Here is a 22,189-nt window from a genome sequence, read left to right on the forward strand (position 1 = left end):
ATCACCGAGCAGTCACCGCCGAGAACTCGGCACCGCGCGGCCGTCACAAAGGCGGGCGACCGGCCGTCAGTGAAGATGTGCCGCCACGTCGCTCCACCTGCTCTTCGTCCACTTTTCGTCTCTTGGCTCCAGCTTCTTCCGTTTTTTCCGTCACGAAGTACCGAAGCGGGTATTCCCATGTCTGAAACAGTCCAGAAGGCCTCGGCCCCGGCCCCCGGCAAGGGGGGCGGGCCGGACGCCAACCGCTGGAAAGCGCTGGCCTTCATCGCCCTCGCCCAGCTGATGGTCGTCCTCGACGCGACCATCGTGAACATCGCGATGCCCTCGGCCCAGCAGGACCTCGGCATCTCCGACGGCAACCGGCAGTGGATCGTCACCGCCTACGCCCTCGCCTTCGGCGGTCTGCTGCTGTTCGGCGGCCGCATAGCCGACCTGTGGGGCCGCAAGCGCGCCTTCGTCGTCGGCCTCGGCGGCTTCGCCGCCGCCTCCGCGCTCGGCGGCGCCGCCGTCAACGAGGCGATGATGTTCGGCGCCCGCGCGCTCCAGGGCGCGTTCGGTGCGCTGCTCGCGCCCGCCGCGCTCTCCCTGCTCGCGGTGATGTTCACCGACGCCAAGGAGCGCGCCAAGGCGTTCGGCATCTACGGTGCGATCGCCGGTGGCGGCGGCGCCGTCGGCCTGATCCTCGGCGGCTTCCTCACCGAGTACCTGGACTGGCGCTGGACGTTCTTCGTGAACATCCCGTTCGCGATCGTCGCCGCGGCCGGCGCGTACTTCGTCATCCGTGAGCCGGAGGGCGGCCGCAACCGTTCGCCGCTCGACATCCCGGGCGTCATCCTCTCCACCCTCGGTCTGGTCTCCCTGGTCTACGGCTTCACCCGCGCCGAGTCGGAGGGCTGGAGCGACTCCGTGACCATCGGCATGTTCGTCGCGGCGGCCGTCCTGCTGGCCGCCTTCGTGATCGTCGAGTCGAAGGTCAAGGCCCCGCTGCTGCCGCTGCGCGTGATCACCGAGCGCAACCGCGGCGGGATCTACCTCTCCCTCGGCCTCGCGATCATCTCGATGTTCGGCCTGTTCCTCTTCCTGACCTACTACCTGCAGATCGTGAAGGGCTACACGCCGGTCAAGACCGGGTTCGCCTTCCTCCCGATGATCGCGGGCATGATCACCGGCTCCACCCAGATCGGTACCCGTCTGATGACCCGGGTCGCCCCGCGTCTGCTGATGGGTCCCGGTTTCCTGGTCGCCGCCCTCGGCATGCTGCTCCTGACCCGGCTGGAGATCGACTCCTCGTACACGGCCGTGCTGATGCCGGCGATGCTGCTGCTCGGCCTCGGTATGGGTACGGCGTTCATGCCGGCCATGTCCCTGGCCACGTACGGCATCGAGCCGCGGGACGCCGGTGTCGCCTCCGCGATGGTCAACACCTCGCAGCAGGTGGGCGGCGCGATCGGCACCGCCCTGCTGAACACCATCGCCGCGTCCGCGACGACCTCGTACATCAAGGACCACATCGCCGGCGCCGCCTCCAAGCCCCAGCAGCAGCTGGTGCAGCTGGAGGGCATGGTGCACGGCTACACCAGCGCCATCTGGTTCGCCGTCGGCATCCTGGTGGCGGCCGCCGCGATCGCCCTCACCTTCATCAACGCCGGCAAGCCGGACATGGGCGCGGTCGCGGGTTCGGGGTCGAAGGACGCCGAGGACGCGGTCCCGGTGATGGTCCACTGACCCGCCCGGGACATCCGACCCGCCCGGGACGTCCCACCGGCCCGGGCGGCTGACCCGCCCACGGGTCTAGCGGAGCCAGGGCAGGTCCGCACCCGCTTCGTTGGGCTGAAGTCCCTCGGCGATGATCTGCATGATCTCGCCGAGGGACTTCTGCTGTTCCGCGGAGAGCCGGTCGAAAAGCGCGTTGCGCACGACGGCGACATGGCCGGGCGCGGCGCGCTTGAGCATGTCCAGTCCCGCGTCCGTCAGCACGGCGAACTGACCGCGCTTGTCGGAGGGGCAGTCCTCACGGCGCACCCAGCCGTTCTTCTCCAGACGCGCGATGGCGTGGGAGAGGCGGGAGCGGGTGATCTTGGCGTGCATGGCCAGTTCGGTCATCCGCAGTCGCCGGTGGGAGGACTCGGCGAGCTTGACCAGGAGGCCGTAGTAGACGTGCGGCATGCCCGCATCCCGTTGCAGCTGCCGGTCCATGTGGTCCTCTAGGAGGGTGGTGGCGTGCACGTAGGAGCGCCAGACGAGCTGCTCCTCTGCGGTGAGCCAGCGCGGGTGCGGCTCGTCGACGGATGTGGGTGCCTTCTTCATGTACTCCACTGTAGACGTCAGCTCCTTGAAATTTAAATCATTTGGGAATATGCTCATGGCCGTTGACGTTTTAGATTTCAATCAACCATCGCGATCGACGTCGTCCCCGCAACCCGGCTCGGTCCGAACCCTGGAAGGAGTAGCTGCCATGTCCGCCGCAACTCAGGAGCGCGCCCTCCCCCAGGAACGCATGCCCGCGCTCTACCTCAGTCATGGCGCCCCGCCGCTCGCCGACGACCCGGTCTGGCCCGGTGAGCTCGCCGCCCTGTCGGCCGGTCTGCCCCGCCCGAAGGCGATCCTGATGGTCTCCGCCCACTGGGAGGAGGCCCCGCTCGCCCTCGGCGCCGTCGACCCCGTCCCCCTGGTCTACGACTTCTGGGGCTTCCCCGAGCACTACTACCGGGTGAAGTACGACGCACCCGGCGCGCCCGAACTCGCCGAGAGCGTGCGCAAGCTGCTGCGCGCTCCGGGCGTCCCCGTACAGGACATCCCCGACCGCGGCCTCGACCACGGCGCCTACGTCCCGCTCGTCGAGATGTTCCCGGCCGCCGACATCCCGGTCCTGCAGATCTCCATGCCGACGCTCGACCCCGTGAAGCTGATGGACATCGGCCGCAAGCTCGCGCCGCTCCGTGACGAGGGTGTCCTGATCGTCGGCTCCGGTTTCTTCACCCACAACCTGGCCGCACTGCGGCACCCCGGCGGGGGAGTGCCCAGCTGGTCCTCGGAGTTCGACGACTGGGGCCGGCGCGCGCTGGAGACACGGGACTGGGACGGTCTGCTCGACTTCCTCCACAAGGCCCCGGCCGGCCGGTACGCCCATCCGCGCACCGAGCATTTCGCCCCGCTCTTCGTGACCATGGGCACCGCGGAGGTGACCGGCGAGCTGGACGCGCAGAAGTCCGTGATCGACGGGTTCTGGATGGGGCTGGCGAAGCGGTCGGTGCAGTTCGGCTGACGCGCCCGCGCGCCTCGGCCGGCGGATCCGACGACGGCTCCGCCGGCGCTCAGAGGTCCTTCTCGTACCAGGCGACGTCCCAGTAGCGGCCGAACTTCCGGCCCACCTCCCGGTAGGTGCCGACGTGCCGGAACCCGAAGCGTTCGTGCAGCCGCGCGGACGCTTCGTTGGGCTGTGCGATGCCCGCGTAGGCACGGTGCAGGTCCTCGCCCGCGAGCGCCTCGAAGAGCGCCTTGTAGAGCAGCGTGCCGATGCCCCGCCGGCCGGCGTCCGGGGCGACGTAGACCGTCACCTCCACCGACGTGGAGTAGGCCGCCTTGGGGCGGAAAGGGCTGGATGTGGCGTAACCCAGGATCGCCTGTGAGGCGCCGTGGATGTCCTGTGAGTCCGTTTCCGTGGCAACCATCAGGCGGTACGGCCCGTCTTCAGGGTGGGAGAGCAGCCAAGGACGTCGCTCTTCCGGACTGAAGACCGCGGTGTCGAATGTGATGGGCGTCTCACGTACGTAGTGGTTGTAGAGGCTGGTGAGGGCTTCGAGGTCACTCTCGATTCCCGGCCTGACCTGCACCTCTGTACGTTCCGACGACATCGGCCCTCCTCGCGTGGTCGGACAGGGTACTGCAAGATCATCAAAATCGGGGTGCGGGTTGGGAATTCTGTCCTGATTCCAGTCGTTGTTTCCATCAGATGCCGGGCACCCGAGGAGAGTCGCAAGTTCCGAGAGTGACCGGGCGTCTGAAGGGCCACCCGCCGAACCTCCATCGCAAGGGAGCACGCATGGCAACCCGTGCCGTCGCCCGCCGCAAGTCCGCCACCGGCGAGACGAGCAGCGCGGCCCGCAGTGTTCGCGCCCATGGCGGCGAGATCGCCGACCGCGACCTGGTCGGCATGTACCTCGACGAGATCGCGCGCACACCCCTGCTCGACGCCGCGAAGGAAGTCGAGCTGTCCCAGATCATCGAGGCCGGCGTGTTCGCGCAGCAGGTCCTCGACGGGGAGGAGGAGTCCAGGGCGGACGCCTCCCGCGAGGAGCTCGAGGCTCTGGTCGTGGACAGCGAGCGGGCCAAGGACGTCTTCATCCGTTCCAACCTCCGCCTGGTCGTCGCGGTCGCCCGCCGCTACCCCCGCAGCGGTCTTCCCCTCCTCGACCTCATCCAGGAGGGCAACGCGGGCCTGGTGCGAGCGGTCGAGAAGTTCGACTACCGCAAGGGCTTCAAGTTCTCCACGTACGCGACCTGGTGGATCCGTCAGGCCATCACCCGGTCGATAGCCGACCAGTCGCGCACGATCCGTCTGCCCGTCCACCTGGTGGAGGAGCTCGGCCGGATCCGCCGCGTACAGCGCGAGTTCAACCGTGAGAACGGCCGTGACCCGGAGCCCGCCGAGATCGCAGCGGAGCTCGGCTCCACGCCCGAGCGCGTCACCGACGTCCTGGACTGGGCCCGTGACCCGGTCTCGCTGAACATGTCGGTCGACGACCAGGGCGAGACGCAGTTCGGCGACCTGCTGGAGGACACCTCCGCGGTCTCGCCCGAGCAGTCCGTCCTCACCCTGCTGCGCAGCGAGGAGCTGGACGGCCTGATCGACCGTCTCGACCCGCGCACCGCCTCCATCATCAAGATGCGCTACGGCATCGACGACGGCCGCGAGCGCACCCTGACAGAGGTCGGCAAGGAGCACGGGCTGACGAGGGAGCGCATCCGCCAGATCGAGAAGCACGCCCTGCTGGAACTGAAGAAGCTGGCCCGCGACACGGGCTTCGAGGCGGCGGCGTAACCGGTCACCGGCCTCCGCCCTGACGGGAGTTGCCGCTGGGCGCGCATGCCGGGCGACGCCGGGCGGGCATGCCGGGCGAGGGGCGGCCTGCGGCGGCACCGCGGATCGCTGAATTGCCCTCCCCGCGGTGCGGTGCCGCCGCGCCGCGGGGGTGCGCGGGTGCGGTCGCTCCGGCGGCTGTGACGTCTTCTTCCGGACGTCTTCCGGACGGCCGGTGGTGCGGGCGCCGGCCGGTTGGGGCCGTCGGTGACGTGGGCGAAGGCCGGATCGCTTCGGTCACGCAAGGGCGGTCCGGTGCTGTGAGGGTGCCGTGGGCGTGCTGTGGTGTGGGGTTTCCGCCCGCGTGCGCCGGGTGGCGGGGACCGCGCAAACATGGCGCGGGAACGCCGCTTCAACCGGCAGATGCGGGGAAAAAGACTTCTGAGCACGGGAGTTCGGGCCGACCGGACCCTGTAGCTCTTCCCGAGACCTTCGCACCACGCGAGTGAGCCAAGTCCCGACGCACATCCCCCGGTGCCGGGACTGTCCAGAGCCGGGCTTCGGCGCCTCTCCCCCCAGGCGCCGGGCCCGGCTCCTTTTCGGCGCGCACGGGGTTGCGGGCGCACATGACCTGCCCCCGATCACGGCGCACGCGGGCACGCCAAGAGGCGGGGCACCCCGTACCTGAACCACGGGGTGGCCCGCCCGAATGGCAGATTGTGCCACATGGGCATAGCCTGCCGAAGTGATCAGCTCGACCCCCTCCGCCGGCCCGGCTTCGCTGACCGAGCGGCGCAAAGCGGCGACCCGGATGGAGATCGCCCGGGCGGCGGCCGGCCTCTTCGTCAGCCGGGGCCTGAAGGCCACCCGCGCCGAGGACATCGCCCAGGCCGCGGGCATCGCCCCGCGCACGTTCTACAGGTACTTCGCTACCAAGGAGGAGGCGGTCGCCCCCCTCTACTCGGCGGGCGCCGAGCGCTGGGCGGAGGCGCTGCGCGAGGCCCCGGCCGAACTGCCGGTGCCGCAGGCTCTCGAACACGCAGTGCGGCACACCCTCGTCACCGGCCGTGGAGTCTCGGCGGCCTCCTGGGAATGGGTCCGCACCCTGATCCGGCTGGCCGTCGCCAGCCCCGCCCTCGGGAAGGTGTGGGCCGAGGTCTGCCACACCTCGGAGACGACGATCGCGGAGGTCCTGGCGGAACGGGCGGCGGCCACCGAGGCCAGGACGTCCTCCCCGCAGGCCTCCGCCTCGACCGCCGCGGAACCCCCCGACGCTCCTGACGCGCCCGGCGCTTCGCATGGGGCCCATACGTCGAACGGCGCCGACGCCGCCGGCAGGACGGTCGCCGCCGTCGCAGCAGCAGCAGCCGATGCCGACGCCGGCGCCCCGCCCGAGGGCCGCGACCTGTCCGGTGCCGGTGTCCTCGCCTCCGAAGCGCCCGATGCCGCCGAGGCGCCTGTGGCCTCCGCGCGCCGGCGCTTCACCGCCGCCGTGGCCAGTGCCGCCGTCCGGGTCGCGGTGGAGAGCTGGGCGGTGACCGACGCCGCGCCGACCGGTCCGCAGGGCCCGGCCGAGCTGGCTCTGCACAACCTGCGGGCCCTGCACGGGTTCGCGTGGGAAGCGGGCCCGGCGAAGCGGACGTGACACCGGACGGGGCAGCGCGACCGTGCCCCAGATCCTGGTCCCCCCGCCCCTGTCCCGCCCCGCCCAGCTCCTGACAGGGCCCACGCCCCCGGCGCCCGCCTCACCCTCGATCGGGCCCACTGCCTCAGGCCCGCCTCGCCCCCGGCCGGGCTCGCCGCCCCCGACCGGGCTCGCCGGTTTCGGGTCGGCTCAGTGTGCCCGGGGCGGTTTGCCGTCGGCCGGGGCCGCTTTCGTGTCGCTCGGGGATCCGGTCCGTGCCGCTCGTCCCAGGCGTCCGCTCAACTCCTGTGCGCAGTCCACCAGTTCCTGCGGCTCCTGGACGGAGAACTCGTACCCCAGCATCGCGAACCGGACCGCCAGCCACTCCACCGGATCGCTCGTGGTCCCCCGCAGCCGGCATCGGCGCACGCCTGCGTCCTCCCCGTCTCCCGCCGCGGGCGGGTCCGCCACGACCGAAGTGCTCAGCCAGGACGGCAGCCGGGACGTCACCAGCTCGGCCGGCGCGTCGAAGGTGACGTCGTACGCGTACTCGTCCATGTCGGGGCGCCGTTGGATGGACCGCCGGAGGTATTCCGCCGCACTGCCCGTCGGCAGCTCGCGCGGCGCGAAGCGGGAGCCGGTCGCGAAGGGGTCCCGGACCCGGTCGACGCGGAAGGTCCGCCAGTCCTGGCGGTCGAGGTCGTACGCCACGAGATACCAGCGCCGGCCCGTGGACACCAGCCGGTAGGGCTCGGTCAGCCGCCGCGACTCGGTGCCGTCCTTCGCGCGGTAGGCGAACCGCAGCCGCTCCTGCCCGGCGACCGTCGAGGCCATGACGGTCAGCGTCTCGGGTGCGATGCTCGCGCCGTCTCCGCTGGTCAACGGCGTGGTCGCGGCCTGGAGGGTGGAGACGCGGTGGCGCAGCCTGGCCGGCAGCACCTGTTCCAGTTTGGCGAGGGCCCGTACGGAGGCCTCGTCGACGCCCTCCAGCGCGTGTCCCGCGCCGGCCCGCAGGCCGACGGCGATCGCCACGGCCTCCTCGTCGTCGAGCACGAGCGGCGGCATCGCCTTGCCCGCGACCAGCCGGTATCCGCCGTCCGAGCCCTTGCTGGCCTCGACGGGATACCCGAGTTCGCGCAGCCGGTCGATGTCCCGCCGGACGGTGCGCCGGGAGACCCCGAGGCGGTCCGCGAGCTCGCCGCCGGGCCATTCGCGGGGCGTCTGGAGGATGGAGAGGAGTTGCAGCAGCCGAGCCGGAGTGTCCGTCGTCATGCATCGAGAATGCCGCACCACTAGGACATGATCTGACCTATTGCGGTCCTACAGTCGCACTATGAACGACACGGACACCTCCACCGGGAACGAGAACGCGGCCGCGCCCGCCGCTCGGGCCACCGACTCCGGGACCGCCGCCACGACATCGGGCGAGGCCGGCACGCCGGGCGACCGCCGCCGATGGTTCGCGCTCGCGATCGTGATGACCGCGGCTTTCATGGACCTCGTCGACGTCACCATCGTCAACATCGCGATCCCCTCCATCCGGGAGGACGCGGGCGCCTCCTGGAGCCAGATCCAGTGGATCACCGCCGGATACGCGCTCGCCTTCGCCGCCGGGCTCATCACGGGCGGACGGCTCGGCGACATCCACGGCCGCAAGCGGCTGTTCCTCATCGGCATCGGCGGCTTCACCCTCGCCTCCGCGCTGTGCGGCTTCGCGGTGAACCCGGAGATGCTGGTCGCCTCCCGCATCCTGCAGGGCGGCATGGCGGCGATGATGGTCCCGCAGGTGCTGTCGATCGTGCACGCCACCTTCCCGGCGCACGAGCGGGGGAAGGTGTTCGGGCTCTTCGGCGCGATCGTGGGGCTGGGAGCAGTCTCCGGTCCGCTGCTCGGCGCGCTGCTGACGGAGTGGAACCTGTTCGGGCTGGAGTGGCGGCCGATCTTCCTGATCAACCTGCCGGTCGGCATCGCGGGACTGATCCTCGGCAGCCGGTTCATCACGGAGTCCAAGGCCCCGAAGGCGCTGAAGCTGGACCTGGTGGGCGTCGTCCTGGTGACCCTGGGCCTGCTCATGCTCCTCTACCCGCTCACCCGCGGCCGTGAGCTCGGCTGGCCGCTGTGGGGGTACGTGTCGATGGCGGGTGCGCTGGGCGTCTTCGGGGCGCTGGTCGCCTACGAGCGGCGCAAGGGCGCGCGGGACGGCTCGCCGTTGATCGAGCTCTCCCTCTTCCGGGTGCGGAGCTTCGCGGCGGGCGTCGCCGTGCAGACGGTCTTCGGGATCGGCCTCGGCGTCTTCTTCCTGGTGTGGACGCTGTACATGCAGACCGGCCTCGGCTGGAGCCCGCTGAAGGCGGGGCTGACCGGTGTCCCGTTCTCGATCGCGGTGTCGGTGGCCGCCGGGATGTCCGTCCAGAAGCTGACTCCGCGCTTCGGGCGCAAGGTGCTCCAGGCGGGCGCCCTGACGATGACCGTCGGCGTGCTCCTCTACATCTGGGAGTCCGAGCGCTACGGCCTCGGCATCGCCCCCTGGCAGATGGCGCTGCCGCTGGTCGTGATGGGCGCGGGCATGGGCCTGATCTTCGCCCCGCTGACCGACGCGGTGCTGTCGGAGGTGCCGCGCGAGCACGCGGGCTCGGCGTCGGGACTCATCAACACCGTGCAGCAGATGGGCAACGCGCTCGGTCTCGGACTGGTCGCGGTGGTCTTCTTCGGTGAGATCGGCGACCGGCTGACCCCGGCCGAGGTCGGACCCACCTTCGTGAACGCCTTCCAGCACGCGCTGGGCTGGGTGGCGCTCGTGATGTTCGGGATCTTCCTGCTGATGTTCGCTCTGCCGAAGCGGTCGGCGCAGCACCTGGAGGGTCTCGAGGACCTGCCGGAGGCGGCCTCCTCCGAGGGCCTGGAGCAGGAGAAGGAGCACGAGTTCGCCGGCTGAGCAGGTCGCTGAGCGTACGGCTGAGCTGGAGTTCGTCGGGCGATCCCGGGCGATCCCGGGCGGGTCCGAGGTGGGTCCGACCGAGCCCGCCGACCGCACGTTCCCGGCGAGGGGCCCGTCACCGCAACGGTGACGGGCCCCTCGCCGCATGGACGCCCGGCAACGACTCCGGGGATATCGGGCCCATGCTCGTTCGTGCCCGCCCCTGCCCGCTCGTGCCCGTTCGTGCCCGAATCACGCCCGAACTTGTTTACTTCTCGGAATTCCGGGCGTAGTCTCCGTGACCAAACCACAAGTTCGGGCACAAATCGTGGTGGCGGCAGGAGGGGAACGGACATGTACGCACCGGAGCGGCAGCAGGAGATCCTGCGGCTCGCCCGCGACGCCGGCCGGGTGGACGTCCTGTCACTGGCCGAGGAGTTCCAGGTCACCGCGGAGACCGTCCGCCGCGACCTGAAGGCCCTCGACCGCGCCGGCCTGGTGCGCCGCGTCCACGGCGGCGCCATACCGGTCGGACGCCTCGACTTCGAGCCGGACCTCGCCGAACGCGAGGGCACGTCCATCGACGAGAAGGACCGCATCGCCAAGGCGGCCCTCGCCGAACTGCCGGCCGAGGGCACGATGATCCTCGACGCCGGCACGACGGTGGCCCGTCTCGCCGCGGCCCTGCCCCTGGAGGCCGAGCTCACCGTCGTCACGCACAGCCTGCCCATCGCGGCCCGGCTCGCGGACCACCCCGGGATGCAGCTCCATCTCATCGGGGGGCGCGTACGGCACCGCACGCGCGCCGCCGTGGACGCCTGGGCGCTGCGCGCGTACGGCGAGATCCGCGCCGACGTCCTGTTCCTCGCCGCCAACGGCTTCTCCGCCGAGCACGGGCTGACCACCCCCGATCTCGCCGAGGCCGCGGTGAAGAGGGCTGCCGTCGCGGCCTCGCGTCGCGTGGTGCTGCTCGCCGACTCCTCCAAGCACGGCCAGGAGCACTTCGCCCGCTTCGGCGACCTGAGCGACGTGGACCTGCTGATCACCGACAGCGGGCTCAGCGACGACGACGCGGCCGCCGTCGAGCGCGGCGGCACGGAAGTGGTACGAGCATGAGCGGCACCAAGGGCACCCGCGGCACCCACGGCGGCGCGGGCGTGATCCTCACCGTCACCCCCAACCCCTCCCTCGACCGTACCTACGAGGTTCCCGCCCTGGACCGCGGCGAGGTCATCCGCGCCACCGGTGAGCGGATGGACCCCGGCGGCAAGGGCGTGAACGTGTCGCGCGCGGTCGCGGCCACCGGGCGGCGCACGGTCGCCGTGCTGCCCCTGGGCGGCGCGCCCGGCGCGCTCGTCGCCGAACTGCTCGACGCGCAGGGCATCGAGGTCGCGCCGGTCCCGGTCGCCGGAGCCACCCGCTCGAACATCGCCCTCGCCGAGTCGGACGGCGTCCTGACGAAGATCAACGCGCCCGGACCCGAGCTGTCCGCCGAGGAGCAGGAACGGCTGCTGGAGACGGTGCGGGAGCAGTCCCACGGCGCGGACTGGATCGCCTGCTGCGGCAGCCTGCCCCGCGGGCTCATGCCCTCCTGGTACGCCGAGGTGGTCGCACGGGCGCACGACGGAGGCGCCCGCATCGCGCTGGACACCTCGGGGCGTGCCCTGCTCGAGGCGCTGCGCGAGCGTCCCGACGTGGTGAAGCCGAACGCCGAGGAACTCGCGGAAGCCGTCGGACGCCCCCTGGCGACCGTCGGCGACGCGGTGAAGGCGGCGGAGGAACTGCGCGCGATGGGCGCCCGCGCCGTGCTCGCCAGTCTGGGCGCCGACGGGCAGCTGCTCGTGGAGGACACCGGCACCTGGTTCGCGAGCGCCCGCGTGGACGTCGTGCGCAGCAACGTCGGGGCGGGCGACTCCTCCCTCGCGGGCTTCCTCGTCGCCGGCGGCAGCGGCCCGGCGGCACTCGCCTCCGCCGTCGCGCACGGCGCGGCCGCCGTCCAGCTGCCCGGCAGCGTGATGCCGACCCCGTCCGACCTGGACCCGGCGGCGGTGACGGTCACGGCACAGGTGCCGGTGGACCGTCGACTCGAGGAGCCGGTGTCATGACGACGACTCACGCGCGCCCCGCGGAGCTCGGCGGACCGGCCCGTGAACGGCGAGGCGTCCCGTCGCCCGCCGCCCCGTACGGTCGGCAGGGCATCCTGAGCCGCCCTGCCGACCGGGGGAAGCAGGAACCGAACCCTCCTGCGACCCCCCGGAGGCGGGGTTTCCCCGGCCCCGCCTCCGGCCTCCCCGTACTGCCCTGCGCGGTTCGCCGACGGTCCGTCTCCCCCCGTCCCTCCGTCTCCCCCCGTCCCTCCGTCTCCACCCGCTTGCCCGTCTCCACCCACCTCTCCGTCCCCCCTCCCGCCCACCACACCACGCCCCGGGCGATACGCGTGCGAAGGAGCCCGCGATGAGCGACATGATCACCGCGGATCTGGTCGATCTCGACCTGTCCGCCGAAACGAAGGAAGCGGCGGCGCGGTCCCTCGCCGAGCGCATGGCGGCCCTCGGCCGGGTGACCGACCTCGAGGGCTTCCTCGCCGACGTGGCCGCCCGCGAGGCCCAGATGCCGACCGGTCTCGACGGCGGCATCGGCATCCCGCACTGCCGCAGCGCCCACGTCACCGAGCCGACCCTCGCCTTCGGCCGCAGCGCGGCGGGCGTCGACTTCGGCGCCGCGGACGGCCCCGCCGACCTGATCTTCCTCATCGCCGCCCCGGCCGGCGCCGACGACGCCCATCTGACGATCCTGTCGTCCCTGGCCCGCCAGCTGATGAACGCCGAGTTCACCGACGCGTTGCGCGCGGCGGGCGACCCGGCGGCCGCGGCGGCGCTGATCCGCGGTGACGAGGCCCCGGCCTCCACGACACCCGGGACCCCGGGAGCCACCCCGGAGCCCCCCGGAACCATGTCGGGGACCACTGGAACCGCGTCGGGGGCCTTCGAGACGGCTGCGGGCCCCGCAGCCGAGGCCGCAGACGCCTCCGCAGACTCCGTGCCGGCGTCGGCGGCGGCCTCCGCCGACGCCGGCACGGCTCCCGCCGCGGACCCGGCCGCCCCCGCTCCGGGGAGCGCCCGCCCCTTCCGGATCGTCGCCGTCACCTCCTGCCCCACCGGCATCGCCCACACCTACATGGCGGCGGAGTCCCTGGAGAACGCGGGCCGCGAGGCAGGCGTCGAACTGGTCGTCGAGACGCAGGGCTCCGCCGGTTTCACCCGGCTCGACCCCGCGGTCATCGCCGACGCGGACGGTGTGATCTTCGCCCACGACGTGCCCGTACGGGAGAAGGAACGGTTCGCCGGCAAGCCGACCGTGGACGTCGGCGTGAAGGCCGGCATCAACAAGCCCGCCCAGCTGATCGCCGACGTGCGCGGCAAGGCCGAGCGCGGAGAGGTCACCGCGAGCGCCAAGGGCGGCGGCACGCCCGTCGAGCGGGCCGGCGAATCCGGCGACGGTTACGGCACCAAGCTGCGCAAGTGGCTGATGACCGGCGTCAGTTACATGGTCCCGTTCGTCGCCGCGGGCGGTCTGCTGATCGCTCTGGGCTTCGCCGTCGGCGGCTGGGAGATCAACAAGGCGCCCTCGGTCATGGAGCACTTCTCCTGGACCCAGGTCGACAGCTGGGGCGCGCTGCTGTTCCAGATCGGCGGGGTCGCCTTCGGCTTCCTCATCCCGGTCCTCGCCGGCTACATCGCCTACGGCATGGCCGACCGCCCCGGACTGGTCCCCGGCTTCGTCGGCGGAATGATCGCCTCCAACATCGCGGCCGGCTTCCTCGGCGGCCTGGTGGCCGGTCTGCTGGCGGGCGGCGTCGTCCTCGCGATCCAGCGCGTCAGGATTCCGGCGGTGCTGCGCGGCATCATGCCGGTGGTGGTGATCCCGCTGATCTCGTCGCTGGTCGTCGGCTTCCTGATGTTCGTGGTCGTCGGCAAGCCCATCGCCGAGGCCCAGAAGGGCATGACGGACTGGCTGGCCGGGCTCTCCGGCACCAACGCCGTCCTGCTGGGCGTGCTGCTCGGCCTGATGATGTGCTTCGACCTCGGCGGCCCGGTCAACAAGGTCGCGTACGCCTTCGCCACGGCCGGCATCGCCGTTCAGGACCCCAGCGACTCCGCGATGAAGGTCATGGCCGCCGTGATGGCGGCGGGCATGGTCCCGCCGCTGGGCATGGCGCTGGCGACCGTCGTCCGCAAGAAGCTCTTCACGCCGACCGAACGCGAGAACGGCAAGGCCGCCTGGGTGCTCGGCGCGTCCTTCATCTCCGAGGGCGCGATCCCGTTCGCCGCCGCCGACCCGCTGCGCGTCATCCCCGCCTCCATGGCGGGCGGCGCGGTCACCGGCGCCCTGTCGATGGCCTTCGGCGCCACCCTGCGCGCCCCGCACGGCGGCATCTTCGTGGTCCCGCTGATCGGCGACCCGTTCCTGTACCTGCTCGCCGTCGCGGCGGGCGTGTGCGTGACGACGGCCGTGGTCGTCGTCCTCAAGGGGCTGCGCAAGCCGCTCGCCGGTGCGGCGGCGGCGGAACCCGGGACGACGCAGGCCCCGGCCGCGACGCCGGCGGAGCCGAAGCGACCGGTAGCCGCATAACGCCCACACCGAAGCCTGCACGTGTGACCTGCGAGATACGTCACGGTTCGGGGCCGAAGTCCCGGACCGTGGTGTGTACTGGCGGTATGCCCGTGCATCTCACGCCCGCACAGTTGACGGCCCTGACCGTTCTCGCCGCGGCGTCCGTCGTCTGGCTGCTCGTCCTGACCCGGGTCCTGCGCCGTATGCGGGCCCGCGCTGCGGCTCACGCGGCACTGCACGCCGTTCCGGTTCTCCCCGTCCTTCCCGCTCTTCCCGTCCTTGGGGGCCGGGAGCGGACCGGACCCCACCGGGAGACCGTCGAACTCTCCGTGGCGGAGGAGGACGCGTTCGCGGGCCTCGTGCGCAGGCTCGGCGACGGACGCTGAACCCCGGCCGGACGCCCCGCTCCTCAGGAGACCTGGGCCGCCCGGCGCTCCATCGCGTCGCGTGCCGCGTCCTCCGACGCGTACACCTCGCACATGTGACGGCCGTCGGGCGTGGCCGTGTGCTCGACCTCCCACAGGGAGATCTCCCTGCCGTCGCGCAGCAGGAACGCGTGCTCGTAGAGCGAGTAGCCGAGGCCGATCCGGCCCGCACGGCAGGGACGCCCGAAGGCCTGGGTGATCTGGTGCGCGAACGCCGACTTCAGCAGCGCGGTCGTGTCCGCACCGGGCCGGTCGGGGTTCTCGGCGCGGCGCAGCAGTCGGCGCGCGTGGTCCGCCGAGTCGTCCGGCACGTACATGTGCCGGGGTGCGGGCACCGGCGACAGCTTTACCAGCACCGGCAGTTCGAAGTCCGGCGTGTCCGACGGCAGCGGCAGCCGGGCGGTGGCGGCGCGCAGCTCCTCCTCGTCGACGTACACCTCGTGCTGCGGCTCGCTGCCCGGCGCGGTGTTGTGCACCAGCTCCCACAGCGTGAGCGCGCAGCCGTCGGCCAGCAGCCAGGTGTGCCGGTAGGTCTCCCGGTGCAGGCCCGCGCTGTGGTGCGCCGAGTGCAGGGAACTGTCGTGGGCCAGCGCGCAGTCGAGCCGGCGCAGGGCCTCGTCGGGCAGTTCGAAGGAGTTCAGGGCGCGACCCAGCAGTCGCGCGAGGTGCTCCTCCGGAGACTCGGGCGACTCGGCTGGCTCGTACGCTGTGGTCTCGTACGGAACGCTCAAGGTTTCTCCCGGCGTTGCTGCATGTCACCTTGTGGGTGCATACCGTAGCCCCTCGGTCGGACATCATGTCCGGGAACCGAGAAAACGTACGTCGAGGAAAACGCTCGGGCCGCGCGATCGGTTCCCGCACGGCCCGACGTACCCTCAAAAACCGCCGGTCATACGGTCAGACCGCGCTTGTGGCGGTCCAATCCGCCCATGACAGGTTCCACCCGTTGAGCCCGTTGTCCGGGGCCACCGTCTTGTCGGGGGAGTTCTCGACGACCACCACGTCACCGATCAGCGACTGGTCGTAGAACCACTTGGCGGGAGTGTCGCCCCGCGCGCCCTGAACGTCGGCGAGCCCCACGCACCCGTGGCTGGTGCCGGTGCGCCCGAAGGGCGGATTGCCCTTCCGGTACCAGTAGTTGCCGTGGAGGAAGGTCCCGGACGCGGTCAGCCGCATTGCGTGCGGAACATCCGGGATGTCGTACTCGGAGCCCAGGTCGACCGTCCGGCTGTTCATACGCGTCTGCGTGAACTTCTCGGAGATCACCATCCGGCCGTTGTACGTGGTGTGCTCGGCGTCGCCCGACGAGATCGGGATCGTCTTCAGCGTCCGGCCGTCCCACACCACCGTCATGGTCTGCGTGTTCACGTCGACCGTGGAGACCTGTGAACGCCCGACCGTGAAGGTGACCGTCTTCTTCTGCACGCCGTGGAGACCGTTCGCGCCCTCCACGCCGTCCAGGTCGATCTTCATCGTGACCTTGGAGCCGGCCTTCCAGTACTCCTCGGGCCGGAAGTCCAGCCGCTGCGCGCCGAACCAGTGCCCCACCACCTGCTGTCCGCTGCTGGAGGTGACCGTGATGTGCGACTGCACGGCCTTCCGGTCGCCGATGGCCTTGTCGAAGGTGAACGACACCGGCATCCCCACGCCCACCGTCGTGCCGTCGTCCGGCGTGTACGTGCCGATGAAGCTGTCGGCCGAGGAGACCGTGGTGAAGACGGAGTCGGCGGCGGCCGTCCTGCCGTCCGCGTCCTTCGCGGTCGCCGATATCCGGTACTTCGTCCCGCGCTCCAGCTGCTCCTTCGGCTTCCAGCCGGCGCCGTCCGCCGACAGGACGCCCTCGACGGCCCGTCCGGACCCGGCCACCGTCATCTGCACCCCGGTGAGCCGGCCCTCGCTGACCTTCACCCCGGTCGCGTTGATCGACGCGCCCGTCGAGCCGTCCTTCGCCGAGATGACGATCTTCGCGGTGGACGTCCGGACGGCGCTCGTGCCGCCGGTGCCGTTCCTGCCGCCCTTGGCGTTCTCGTCCTCGGCGCTGGCGGTGCCCCCGCAGGCGGTCAGGGTCAGGGCCCCGACGATCAGGGCCGCACAGGCTCCCACCGCGCGCCGCGCTGCTTTGTCCGCTGTTGTCACGGGCTGCTCCGACTTCGTGTGAGGTGAGTGATCCGCTCCGGTATCCGCTCCGGTACGTGGACAAGGAGGTGCCCGGCGGCGGACGGGGTTCCCTCCGGTCCCGCTTGACGCCGTCGCGTGACAGAACCCGGACAATCGCGGTCCGGGTAGGAGCGGGGCAGGGGGGCTTCCACCGTGCGGACTCAGGCCTCGCCGTACAACTCCCGGTACGAGGGCCAGGTCCCGCCCGGCACCTCCACCGACTCGGCGGCGCGCACGGCCCGCACGATCGCCCGCGTCACCATGTCCGCACCCGCCGCGAGCACTTCGTTCAGGGCGAGCGGGTTGCCGACGTCGAGCGGACGCGCGCCCGTCGCCAGCGTGAAGACCGTGTCGCCGTCATGGAGCAGGTGCACCGGCCGCACGGCACGCGCGATGCCGTCGTGGGCCGTCCCCGCCAGCTTCTGCGCCTGAGCCCTCGACAGGTCCGCGTCGGTGGCCACCACCGCGAGCGTCGTGTTGAGCGGCGCAGGGGCGTTCCTCGCCGCGCTCTCGGCCAGCCGACGGCGCGCGGCCTCGTGCACCCGCGCGCGCGGGTAGGTCACGCGCCCCTGGAACAACTCCCCGTACAGCACCCCCGTCTCCGGATCCAGCACCGACCCGACGGCGTTGGCCACCACCAGCGCGGCCACCGTGATCCCCGACGCGAGGACGACGCCGGCGGTCCCCACCCCGCCCTTCATCGCCCCGACGGCCGCGCCCGTGCCCGCGCCGACGCAGCCCTCCGGCACCGGTGCTCCCGGCTCGCAGGCCGCGGCCGCCTCCACGGCCGCCCGTCCGGTGGCCGCGTCCGGGCGGGCCCGGAAGTCGCCGCCCCGGCCCAGGTCGAAGACACAGGCGGCCGGCACCACCGGCACGACGTGCCGAGGGTCCGGGCCGACCGGGATCCCGCGGCCCCGCTCCTCCAGCCAGGCCATCACCCCGGACGCCGCGTCCAGCCCGTAGGCGCTGCCGCCGGTCAGCACGATCGCCTCGACCCGCTGGACCAGGTTGCGCGGATCGAGGGCGTCGGTCTCCTTGGTGCCGGGACCGCCGCCGCGTACGTCGACGGCGGCCACGGCGCCGCCCTCCGGCGCGAGGACGACCGTGGCGCCGGTGAGCCACCCGTCGCCCGTCCGCGTGGCGTGCCCCACCCGCAGGCCGGCGACGTCCGTCAGAGCGTCAACTGTCATGGGGGCAGTCTTGCCCAACACGCCCCTCTCCCGGCCGAAGTCAGCCCTCCCGGCTGTCCGGCGCCTTCCGGTCCGAGGCCCCCCGGCTCTCCGCCGCCTCCCGGCTCCCCTGTGCCTCCGTGCCCTCTTGTTCCTCCGTGCCCTCTTGTTCCTCCGCGCCCTGCCGGGCTTCCGCGGCCTCCCCCGCCGTCCGGGACTCCCGTGCCTGCGTACGCGCCGTCAGCGTCGTCCCGGTCGCGACGGCGAGCGCCGTCACCAGGCCCGCCGCCAGGACCGCCCACTCGCCGAGGAAGGTGCAGCAGATCACCAGCAACGCGGTGACGGGCAGCACCGACTGCTGGGCGAGGCCCACCTTGAAGTGCCGCGCGTGCAGGACCCAGACCGTCGACAGGAACAGTGCCGTCGGCAGCGTCACGGCGGCCGACGCGGCCGAGGTCGAGAGGCGGGCCTCGCCGATGGCCTGCTCGACGGCGACCTCCAGGCCCGCGCCGATCGCGGCGGCGGAGGCGAAGACGAAGTAGTGCCCGTACCCCCACAGGAACGCCTGCCTGCTGGAGCGCAGACGGCCGTGGATGGGCACCACGAAGTAGATCCACCAGGCGGCGAAGACGATCAGCAGCCCGCCCACCGCGATCGGCAGCAGCTCGCCCAGAGCGTCGTTCTCGTCGATGGCGGACTTCACCGCGACCGTGGCCGCCGCGATCGTCTCGCCGAGCACGATGATCGTGAACAACCCGTACCGCTCCGCGATGTGGTGCGGATGCCAGGACGTCGGCCGGTCCTTCTCGGCGTAGAGCGGCACGCACATCTCCACCACCGCCATCGCCAGGAACAGCCATGTCCTGCCGCCCTCGGGCAGGATCAGCAGCCCGAGCCAGCCGACCTGGCAGAGCAGCACGCCGCCCGCGTACCGCAGCGCGGCCGTCCGCTCCGCGCCCTGCGTCGACAGCGCCACCCGCAGCCACTGCGAGGACATGGCCACGCGCATGATGGCGTAGCCCAGCCAGACGGCCAGGAAGCTGTGGCTCTCGAACGCCCTGGACACCCCCGCGGCGAGGACCAGCACTCCGGCGATCTGCACCAGCGTGACGACGCGGTAGAGGACGTCGTCGTTGTCGTAGGCGGAGGCGAACCAGGTGAAGTTCATCCACGCCCACCAGATGGCGAAGAAGACCATCGCGTAGTCGAGGATTCCCTCGCCCGCGTGGGACTCCGCCACGGAGTGCACCAGTTGGACGCCCGCCTGGGCGACGGCGACCACGAAACAGAGATCGAAGAAGAGCTCGAGCGGCGAGGCCACCCGATGCGCCTCGTCCCTCCCGCGCGAGGTGAGCGTGCGGACGGGTCTCCTGCGGGCGGGGGAGGGTGCGCCGGAGAGAGGGGCCGGCGGAGTCGTACGGGGCGTCATGGGCCCCAGCACAGCAGATGACGGCGGGAAAGTCCTCTCCGCGGGCCACCCGCCGGCGGTCGTCGTGGGCCGTCGCGCGGACTCCCCGTCGGAGGATCCGGCCCCGGCGCGGCCGGCTGCCGGGGCCGTACCCTTGACGCATGAGCAGCCCCTCCGCCTCCGAGCCGCGCGACCCGAAGGCCGCGCTGAACTTCGACGACCCGCTGGACCGGCAGTCCTCGGACGACACCGACCAGGGGTGGGGCGAGCGCCCGGCCGCCGACGGCGACAGCGCCGCCGACCTCAGGCGGTTCCTCGACGAGAAGCCGCCCCACCACATCTGACGCCGCCAGGGCCGCACCGGCAGCCCGGGCCACACCGCCCGCACAGCCTGCCGGACGCCTTGTCGCGCGGCCCCCGGCAGCGCCGCCGCTACCGCTCGCTGTGGCCGTTGCCCCGCTGGGCGACCAGGGCGTCGCGGATCTCCTTGAGCACCTCCAGCTCGGTCACCTCGATGATCTCCCGCGTGCCCTCCTTGGCCTTCCTGCGGGCCTCGACCCTCGCCAGGTACTTGGCCATGGGCAGGACCATCAGGAAGTACACGACCGCCGCGGTGATCACGAACGTGAGGGTCGCGCCGAGGACGGACCCCCACTGGATCCGGACACCGGTCGCGCTGTCGCCCGTCCCCTTGCAGGGCTCCTTGATGCAGGAGTAGTAGCTGTCCAGGTTCTTGGTGCCGATCGCTCCGACGACCGGGTTGATGATCCCCTTCACGATCGAGTTGACGATGTTCGAGAAAGCCGCGCCGATCACCACAGCGACGGCCAGATCGACGACGTTGCCTCGCATCAGGAAGGCTTTGAAACCCTGCAGGATGCTTGCCTTCTGTTCGCTCACCTCGGGGACACTCCTCGCATGTACAGACTGTGGAACAAACAGCTCCGCAACCTACGTCAACGCTCGGCATGCGCGTCCAGCGAGGTTCCCCGAAGGGGGGACTTGACGTCACCACAGGGTCACCGACAGTCGCGCAGCGGCGCTCGCGCCGGCCAGGCGTGCCGCGGTTGACCGGGGCACCGACAGGACGACCAGCGCGCCCGCGTCACCGCCCGGCCCGGGGCCCCCGGACCGGGCGTCCAGCGGCTCGGGCACCTTGGTGACGAGCGCTCCACGGGCGACCACCCGGGCCGTGGCCCCCCGCGCCGTCTGTTCGGCGGCGATGACGTCCACCCGGTCACCGGGGCGCAGCAACCGGACGGCTGCGGCGTCGGCGATCCGCACCGGGGCCGACACCTTCCGGGCGGCGCGTGCGCTCGGGGCGGGGGCGCGCATCGCCGACTGTGCGCGGGCCGACGCGCCTGCGCCGCTTCCCTCCGACGGGTGCCCGCGCACGGGATCGCCGATCCGCGGGCCCGCCGCCACCAGCGCGACGGCGGTGACCGCGAGACCGGCCGCGAGGGCGCGCCTGCGACCTCGGGCCCGCCCGCCCATCGGGCTCAGCCGGTAGCGCCCGCCGCGGACGCGCACCGGAGGAAAGGGCGGCACCTCCCGGTTGGCGGGCGCCTCCGCCCCCGGCGGTCGCGAGGAGGGCGGGGACAGGGCCGGAGACCGGGAGCCGGGCCCGGCGGGAAACGGTGCGCAGGACAGGGGAGCGGAGAAGGGAGTGAGGGACACGACGAGGTCACCACCTGCGACGAGGGACGGGCTTGCACAGCCACGATGGCCCTTCGCGCCCCCACTCGCCGGAGCCGGTGGACCATCCACGGGTTGTGGACAACTCCCTCGCCCGAACGAGGAGTTCCGTCCCCCGTGGCCCTCGCGTGCCCGCCGCGCCCCCGCGACCCTCGCTGGAGCAACCGGCATCACCCGCCTCCAGGCCGCCGCCCCGGTACCGCCCCGGTACCGCCCCCGCCTTCATGCCGTCCCGGCACCGCCCCCGCGCCCCCGCGCACTCCCGTCTACGGCAGTTCGAACCCCGGGTTCATTCCGCCCAGTGCGTTCCCGCACGCGCAGTCGCGGTCCTGTGTCGACGGCAAAGCCGCCACCGCGTCGAACAGCACGCCCCGCAGCCGGTCCACGTTCGCCGCGAACACGTGCAGCACCTCCTCGTGGGAGACGCCCTCGCCGCTCTCGGCGCCCGCGTCCAGATCGGTGACCAGGGTCAACGTGGTGTAGCAGAGCTCGAGTTCACGGGCCAGCGCGGCCTCCGGGTGGCCCGTCATGCCCACCACCGACCAGCCCTGCGCCTGGTGCCACAACGATTCGGCACGGGTGGAGAACCTCGGCCCCTCGATCACGACGAGGGTTCCCGCGTCCACCGGTTCCCACTCACGGCCGCGCGCCGCCTTGAGCGCCGCCGCCCGTCCGGCGGGGCAGTAGGGGTCGGCCAGCGACACGTGCACCACCTGGGGCACCGTGCCGTCGGGCAGCGGCAGTCCGTCGAAGTAGGTTCCGGTCCGCGACTTGGTGCGGTCGACCAGCTGGTCGGGCACGAGGAGCGTGCCGGGCCCGTACTCGGGGCGCAGGCCGCCCACCGCGCACGGGCCGAGGACCTGACGCACCCCGACCGAGCGCAGCGCCCACAGGTTGGCCCGGTAGTTGATGCGGTGGGGCGGCAGATGGTGGCCGCGTCCGTGCCGGGGGAGGAAGGCGACCCGCCGGCCGGCCACCTCGCCGAGGAAGAGGGAGTCGCTCGGCGGCCCGTAGGGGGTGTCGACCTGGAGCTCGGTCACGTCGTCCAGGAACGAGTAGAGACCGGAGCCGCCGATCACACCGATCTCTGCGTTCGCCTTGTTCGCCATGCACGGCACCCTAACCGCACGGGGGAACGCCGAGGACCCCGCCGTCGGACG

The 22,189-nt window shown here is 72.0% G+C and carries 20 protein-coding genes; 10 read left to right on the top strand and 10 right to left on the bottom strand.

The features are described from left to right. The first annotated feature begins 177 nt into the window (after positions 1 to 177). A complete protein-coding gene (locus OHS82_RS24175) occupies positions 178 to 1,725 on the top strand; it encodes an MFS transporter (RefSeq protein WP_057578836.1) in 1,548 nt (515 codons plus the stop codon). 66 nt (positions 1,726 to 1,791) lie between these two features. Here OHS82_RS24175 and OHS82_RS24180 read toward each other — a convergent pair whose 3' ends face one another. Beyond that, positions 1,792 to 2,307: a MarR family winged helix-turn-helix transcriptional regulator gene (locus OHS82_RS24180; protein WP_057579371.1), complete on the bottom strand. Its 516-nt coding sequence runs from the start codon at positions 2,305 to 2,307 to the stop codon at positions 1,792 to 1,794. A gap of 148 nt (positions 2,308 to 2,455) precedes the next feature. Between OHS82_RS24180 and OHS82_RS24185 the strand changes: the two genes are divergently transcribed. Then, the gene (locus tag OHS82_RS24185; protein ID WP_199863787.1) at positions 2,456 to 3,265 is read left to right on the top strand and encodes a dioxygenase family protein; all 810 of its coding nucleotides are present in this window, start codon (positions 2,456 to 2,458) and stop codon (positions 3,263 to 3,265) included. A 49-nt stretch (positions 3,266 to 3,314) separates the two neighbouring features. Here the strand turns inward: OHS82_RS24185 and OHS82_RS24190 are convergent, their stop codons facing one another. Further along, the gene (locus tag OHS82_RS24190) at positions 3,315 to 3,854 is read right to left on the bottom strand and encodes a GNAT family N-acetyltransferase (RefSeq protein WP_328434463.1); all 540 of its coding nucleotides are present in this window, start codon (positions 3,852 to 3,854) and stop codon (positions 3,315 to 3,317) included. Between the two features lie 188 nt (positions 3,855 to 4,042). Here OHS82_RS24190 and OHS82_RS24195 point away from each other — a divergent pair, with 188 nt between their 5' ends. Both OHS82_RS24195 and OHS82_RS24200 read left to right on the top strand, forming a co-directional pair. Then, positions 4,043 to 5,041 (top strand): sigma-70 family RNA polymerase sigma factor, encoded by a 999-nt coding sequence (locus tag OHS82_RS24195; RefSeq protein ID WP_057578832.1) that lies wholly within the window; start codon positions 4,043 to 4,045, stop codon positions 5,039 to 5,041. Between the two features lie 790 nt (positions 5,042 to 5,831). Then, entirely contained in the window at positions 5,832 to 6,665 is an 834-nt protein-coding gene (locus tag OHS82_RS24200) for a TetR family transcriptional regulator (RefSeq protein WP_328436099.1), read from the top strand. Positions 6,666 to 6,854: 189 nt separating this feature from the next. On the opposite strand, the gene OHS82_RS24205 is transcribed toward OHS82_RS24200, so the two are convergent. Beyond that, positions 6,855 to 7,916 (bottom strand): helix-turn-helix transcriptional regulator, encoded by a 1,062-nt coding sequence (locus OHS82_RS24205; protein ID WP_057578830.1) that lies wholly within the window; start codon positions 7,914 to 7,916, stop codon positions 6,855 to 6,857. A gap of 205 nt (positions 7,917 to 8,121) precedes the next feature. Here OHS82_RS24205 and OHS82_RS24210 point away from each other — a divergent pair, with 205 nt between their 5' ends. The 5 genes from OHS82_RS24210 to OHS82_RS24230 all read left to right on the top strand — a co-directional run bounded on the left by OHS82_RS24210 (position 8,122) and on the right by OHS82_RS24230 (position 14,561). Continuing rightward, complete coding sequence (locus OHS82_RS24210; RefSeq protein ID WP_277922393.1) at positions 8,122 to 9,579, top strand: MFS transporter; 1,458 nt, start codon at positions 8,122 to 8,124, stop codon at positions 9,577 to 9,579. A gap of 336 nt (positions 9,580 to 9,915) precedes the next feature. Then, positions 9,916 to 10,677: a DeoR/GlpR family DNA-binding transcription regulator gene (locus OHS82_RS24215; protein ID WP_057578825.1), complete on the top strand. Its 762-nt coding sequence runs from the start codon at positions 9,916 to 9,918 to the stop codon at positions 10,675 to 10,677. Between the two features lie 41 nt (positions 10,678 to 10,718). Further along, positions 10,719 to 11,666, top strand: a complete 948-nt coding sequence (pfkB, locus tag OHS82_RS24220; RefSeq protein ID WP_328436100.1) for a 1-phosphofructokinase — start codon at positions 10,719 to 10,721, stop codon at positions 11,664 to 11,666. 349 nt (positions 11,667 to 12,015) lie between these two features. Then, positions 12,016 to 14,193 (top strand): PTS fructose transporter subunit IIABC, encoded by a 2,178-nt coding sequence (locus OHS82_RS24225; protein ID WP_328434464.1) that lies wholly within the window; start codon positions 12,016 to 12,018, stop codon positions 14,191 to 14,193. 86 nt (positions 14,194 to 14,279) lie between these two features. Further along, positions 14,280 to 14,561, top strand: a complete 282-nt coding sequence (locus tag OHS82_RS24230) for a hypothetical protein (protein ID WP_057578821.1) — start codon at positions 14,280 to 14,282, stop codon at positions 14,559 to 14,561. Between the two features lie 23 nt (positions 14,562 to 14,584). On the opposite strand, the gene OHS82_RS24235 is transcribed toward OHS82_RS24230, so the two are convergent. From OHS82_RS24235 to OHS82_RS24250, 4 genes are all read right to left on the bottom strand, one after another. Next, positions 14,585 to 15,331 carry a DUF6227 family protein gene (locus OHS82_RS24235; RefSeq protein ID WP_057578819.1) on the bottom strand — a complete coding sequence of 249 codons (747 nt, stop codon included), beginning with the start codon at positions 15,329 to 15,331 and terminating at the stop codon, positions 14,585 to 14,587. 166 nt (positions 15,332 to 15,497) lie between these two features. Then, the gene (locus OHS82_RS24240) at positions 15,498 to 16,736 is read right to left on the bottom strand and encodes a L,D-transpeptidase (RefSeq protein ID WP_328434465.1); all 1,239 of its coding nucleotides are present in this window, start codon (positions 16,734 to 16,736) and stop codon (positions 15,498 to 15,500) included. Between the two features lie 182 nt (positions 16,737 to 16,918). Beyond that, positions 16,919 to 17,947, bottom strand: a complete 1,029-nt coding sequence (locus OHS82_RS24245) for a P1 family peptidase (protein ID WP_057578815.1) — start codon at positions 17,945 to 17,947, stop codon at positions 16,919 to 16,921. Positions 17,948 to 17,987: 40 nt separating this feature from the next. Then, a complete protein-coding gene (locus OHS82_RS24250) occupies positions 17,988 to 19,355 on the bottom strand; it encodes a low temperature requirement protein A (protein WP_079041261.1) in 1,368 nt (455 codons plus the stop codon). Between the two features lie 140 nt (positions 19,356 to 19,495). Here OHS82_RS24250 and OHS82_RS24255 point away from each other — a divergent pair, with 140 nt between their 5' ends. Next, on the top strand, positions 19,496 to 19,678 hold the full coding sequence (locus OHS82_RS24255; RefSeq protein WP_057578813.1) for a hypothetical protein: 183 nt from the start codon (positions 19,496 to 19,498) through the stop codon (positions 19,676 to 19,678). A gap of 88 nt (positions 19,679 to 19,766) precedes the next feature. Here OHS82_RS24255 and mscL read toward each other — a convergent pair whose 3' ends face one another. The 3 genes from mscL to OHS82_RS24270 form a co-directional block, all read right to left on the bottom strand. Next, on the bottom strand, positions 19,767 to 20,234 hold the full coding sequence (gene mscL / locus OHS82_RS24260) for a large conductance mechanosensitive channel protein MscL (RefSeq protein ID WP_057578811.1): 468 nt from the start codon (positions 20,232 to 20,234) through the stop codon (positions 19,767 to 19,769). 108 nt (positions 20,235 to 20,342) lie between these two features. Then, a complete protein-coding gene (locus OHS82_RS24265; RefSeq protein WP_443041902.1) occupies positions 20,343 to 21,011 on the bottom strand; it encodes an RcpC/CpaB family pilus assembly protein in 669 nt (222 codons plus the stop codon). A 284-nt stretch (positions 21,012 to 21,295) separates the two neighbouring features. Continuing rightward, a complete protein-coding gene (locus OHS82_RS24270) occupies positions 21,296 to 22,138 on the bottom strand; it encodes an S-methyl-5'-thioadenosine phosphorylase (protein ID WP_057578807.1) in 843 nt (280 codons plus the stop codon). Between the last annotated feature and the right edge of the window lie 51 nt (positions 22,139 to 22,189).

It is taken from the genome of Streptomyces sp. NBC_00425, assembly GCF_036030735.1.
Taxonomy (GTDB): Bacteria; Actinomycetota; Actinomycetes; order Streptomycetales; family Streptomycetaceae; genus Streptomyces.